We start from the raw sequence: 1303 nt of genomic DNA, 5'->3' as shown, positions 1-1303 counted from the left end.
ATTCCCCAACTCTCCGTCCCGCCCCTCAGTTCCTCTCCCTCGCCTCATGCATCAGCAGCGCCGCTTCGGTGCGGTTGCGCACGTTGAGCTTGGCGAGCACCCTAGTCATGTGATGCTTGACCGTCTTTTCCTGCAGCGACAGCCGGGCGGCCACCTCCTTGTTGCTCAGCCCCTCCGCGACCAGCTTCAGGATCTCGGCTTCGCGGCCGGTGAGCTGGGCAAGCGGGTCCGGCTTGCTGCCGGTGGGCTGCAGAAGGTCGGAAAGCAGCCTGGCCGAGAGGCTCGGCGAAACATAGCTCTGGCCGTTGGCGACATCGCGCAGGATCTCGGCCAGCGCCTTGGAGCCGACGCCTTTCAGCACATAGCCGCGCGCGCCGGCCTTCAGCGCCTGGGCGACGTCGGCATTGGTCTCCGACACCGTCAGCATCACGATCTTCTGCTCGGGCATCGCAGAAAGGATGCTGGCAAGCGCGCTGAGACCGCCGCCCGGCATGCTGATGTCGAGCAGGAGGATATCGGGCATGCTGGCGCGCACCAGCCTTTCGGCGTCCTCGGCGCTGGCGCCTTCGCCCACGAGTTCGAAGCCGCCTATCTCGCCGAGGCTGCGCGCAACGCCCTCGCGAAACAGGGGATGGTCGTCGACTATTGCGATGCGGATGGGTGTGCTCACGGTTGCTCCTCGACAGACAAGGTGATCACCAGTCTCGTTCCTCCGGGGCCTGTCAGTGTCTCGAACTGACCGCCTATGCTTTCGATACGTTCCCTCAGGCCCGCAAGCCCAAGTCCCTCGCTTCGGGCCGGGTCGAAGCCGGGGCCGGTGTCCACGACCTCGACGAGAAGCTTGCCGCCTTTCGTCGTGGCCCTGACCTGCTGGCCCTTGCCCTTGCCGTGCCGGAAGGCGTTGTTCAGGCCTTCCTGCACGAAGCGATAGATGCTGATCTTTTCCGAGGTGCCCAGTTCCGGCAAGCGCTCTGGCAGGGTTAGCAACACATTGGTGCTGGTGCGGCGCTCATGCTCGGCCACAGCCAGCCGCAAAATGTCGGCGATGGCCTGGGTCTCGATCTGCGGCAGCACCAGCCCGTTGCAGATGCCGCGTATCTCGCGCATCGCTTCGCCGAGCGTCTTGTGGATTCCGGCGATCTCGGCTTCGCGCAGCGTGCTCGACGTGGCCGGATCGACCAGCGCCGGGCTGTCCATCCTGAGCGCGGCGAGCGCCACAAGTTGCGCCGGCCCGTCATGCAGGTCGGCGCCTATGCGCCGCAGATAGCGCTCGTTGATGGCGGTGGCGCGGCGCGCTCAGGAT

2 protein-coding genes are annotated in these 1303 nt (G+C 65.8%); both read right to left on the bottom strand.

Annotated elements, in window-relative coordinates:
- Positions 1-25: 25 nt before the first annotated feature.
- Positions 26-670, bottom strand: coding sequence for a response regulator transcription factor (locus EOA23_RS34815; RefSeq protein WP_126061648.1), 645 nt, complete (start codon positions 668-670; stop codon positions 26-28).
- Positions 667-1218, bottom strand: a complete 552-nt coding sequence (locus tag EOA23_RS34810; RefSeq protein WP_245474454.1) for an ATP-binding protein — start codon at positions 1216-1218, stop codon at positions 667-669. The genes EOA23_RS34815 and EOA23_RS34810 overlap by 4 nt, the downstream gene beginning before the upstream one ends.
- Between the last annotated feature and the right edge of the window lie 85 nt (positions 1219-1303).

Source organism: Mesorhizobium sp. M2A.F.Ca.ET.042.01.1.1 (assembly GCF_003997405.1).
Lineage (GTDB): Bacteria > Pseudomonadota > Alphaproteobacteria > Rhizobiales > Rhizobiaceae > Mesorhizobium.
Note: the sequence above shows the minus strand (reverse complement) of the source record. Positions and strands in the feature narration are given on the sequence as shown.